This window comes from Bifidobacterium jacchi (assembly GCF_009078285.1).
Lineage (GTDB): Bacteria > Actinomycetota > Actinomycetes > Actinomycetales > Bifidobacteriaceae > Bifidobacterium > Bifidobacterium jacchi.
The window spans coordinates 83671-86332 of record NZ_RQSP01000006.1 but is presented as its reverse complement, the minus strand read 5'-3'; the positions used below and the strand labels follow the sequence as shown (position 1 = coordinate 86332).

The following is a 2662-nucleotide window of genomic DNA, read 5'->3' as shown; positions in this document are numbered from 1 at the left end:
ATTCCGCGGTTGTGGTGGTGGGGTTGGTTGCTGATTGGTTGCCAATTGGCAACCAACATGACAGCGCCGCAAACGATATCAGTGCCGCAGCCGGCGCTGCCGAGCATCGCCGGGTTGGCGGCTGGAATCGCAATGATGGTTAGGGTTGTGCATCGGCGTTCGCGTCTGCTGTCTATTCTGTTGGTATGACATCCAAGACCATCGCGCAGATTCGCAACGATGCTGCCGCATCGCTTTCGCCCCAGCGACAGCAGCAGTGGGAGCAGTTTTTGACGCCCATGCCTGTTGCCGAGCAGGCGGTGAGTCTGTTCACCCTGACCGATGAGCCAGTGAGGATTCTTGATCTCGGTTCCGGTTCGGGCATTCTGAGTGCGGTGACGGCCAAGCAGTCCGCACGAGGCAGCAGTGTTGTTGCCATCGAGCAGGATGCGGATCTTGCGCGGGCCTCTGCATCATCATTGCGTCAAGTCTGCGATAACGTTGAGGTTATCAACAAATCAGTCTTTGACGTGCTGCTGGATGCTCGGTTTGACCGCGTGATCCTGAATCCGCCGTACAAGAAGATCAGTCCGACTGTGATCGCCACAAGCAGCGGCGGTGTGAAAGTCACGAATCTGTACACGGCGTTCCTCGTGATGGCTATCCAGGCGTTGGATGAGGGCGGCGAATGCGTCGCCATCATTCCGCGTTCGTGGATGAACGGCGATTATTTCAAGGATTTTCGCAAGTGGATGCTGAACGAGTGCTGTCTTGATGCACTGGCTGTGTATGGTTCGAGGCAGGAGCATTTCAAGGATATGGGCATCCTGCAGGAGATCATGCTGGTGAAGGTGTCGAAGCGGCCGCAGACTAAGAAAGTCATCGTGTATGCCGATGCCACCCCTGCCGAGCCATTGGAACAGCAGTCGCATGAGCCGGTGGCGCTTAAGGCTCTGCTGATGGGGAGTGACCGTATTGTGCGCATCCAGCAGCAAGACCCGCGGTTGTCTGAGTTCAAGACGATGGCTGATCAGGGCTTGTGGGTGTCCACGGGCAAGCTGGTGTGGTTCCGCAATCGCGATGTGCTGTCGAACGTTGAGGAGCCGGATGGACATCCGCTGTACTGGTCGGACAATCAGAACGGCATGGTGACGGTGCATCCGGTCAAGTGCGATCGCGAACAGTGGGTGACTGATAAAGCCGATGCGCGCAATGTCGTGCTTCCGGCTGGCAGTTATTGCTTGGTGAACCGTTTTTCGTCCAAGGAGCAGCGTCACCGTATTTATGCGTCGTATCTGCACAGCAACGTGGAGTTTGTGGCCGATAACAAGCTGAACTATGTGCATCAGGGCACATCGCGGCAGACGGTGCCATTGGGTGACAAGGAGGCGCGCGGTCTGACGTTGTGGCTGTCGTCGTCGATCGTGGATGAATGGTACCGGCAGGTGTCCGGTAGTACACAGGTCAATGCGACTGATCTGCGGCAGATGCCGTGCCCGTCCAAGACTCAGCTGGCCTCGCTGGCTGATAGTTTGCCTATTGACAATACTGTGAGCCAGAGTCGCATCGACGAGACGATTGGAAGGCTGTTTTCATGGGTGCAAGCAAGCTGATCGATGAAGCGATCGAGGTGCTGCGTGATTTCAAGGTCGGTAACGATCAATTGAATGAGCGCAGTGCCATGACTCTGCTGGCCTTGTTGCAGTTGAAAGAAGGTGATTCGTGGGATCAGGCGACCAATCCAATGCTAGGCACTCGTGCCATCATGGATTGGATTCGTGACCAGTTCGGCGTGGATTACAAGCCGAATACGCGCGAAACGATTCGACGGTTCACGTTGCATCAGTTCGTTATGGCCGAACTCGTTGAGGAGAACGCTGACCGTCCCGATCGGCCAATCAACTCGCCGAAGTGGAATTATCGTGTGACCGATGCGGCGCTTGCAGTGTTTCGCAATCACGGTAAACCTGTTTTCGGAACGGAGCTGGAACGGTTTTTGCATGAACACGTTTCGTACGAATCACTGGCCGAAGAGCGGCGCAATATGCCGAAGACGCCGGTCATCTTGCCATCCGGCGCGCATCTTGTGCTGTCGCCGAGCGGGCAGTCTACTCTGATCAGAGCGATTATCGAGGAGATGCTGCCGCGGTTCGCGCCGGGGTGCGAAGTCACGTATATTGACGATACCGATCATCGTCATGGTGTCATCGACGCCGAGCTGATGGGCCGGCTCGGCATTGTGCTGAAAGCTCGGGCCAAAGCTCCCGATGTAATCGCGTGGGACGCAAAACGCGGCTGGCTGTTCCTTATGGAAGCGGCCAGTACGCATGGGCCGGTTGATGTGACGCGCAAAGCCGAATTGCGCGCCTTGTTCGCCGGCCAATGGGATGAGGTCGTGCTGGTTTCCTGCTTCCCTGATCGTAAAACCATGCAGAAGTACTTTGCCCAGCTTGCGTGGGAAACGGAAGCATGGTGCGCAGACTCGCCCGACCACATGGTGCATCTCAATGGTTCTCGGTTCATGGGGCCGTATGGGGATTGACGCCGAAGCGCTGTACCCAGTTCGCGCGGTTTGTGTTGTGTTGCGGATCTGCGGGTGTGCGGGCGTGCTGCAAGGGGTGTTCTGCGCGCTGTCATGTTGGTTGCCAATTGGCAACCAGTGCGGCGATACGATTTGACGGAA

Annotated in this window: 2 protein-coding genes; both read left to right on the top strand. The window is 56.6% G+C overall.

Translation table 11 applies throughout. The features are described from left to right. The first annotated feature begins 185 nt into the window (after nt 1–185). On the top strand, nt 186–1592 hold the full coding sequence (locus EHS19_RS03190; RefSeq protein ID WP_151916349.1) for an Eco57I restriction-modification methylase domain-containing protein: 1407 nt from the start codon (nt 186–188) through the stop codon (nt 1590–1592). After that, nucleotides 1574–2521 (top strand): BsuBI/PstI family type II restriction endonuclease, encoded by a 948-nt coding sequence (locus EHS19_RS03185; protein ID WP_151916348.1) that lies wholly within the window; start codon nt 1574–1576, stop codon nt 2519–2521. The genes EHS19_RS03190 and EHS19_RS03185 overlap by 19 nt, the downstream gene beginning before the upstream one ends. The last annotated feature ends 141 nt before the right edge of the window (nt 2522–2662 follow it).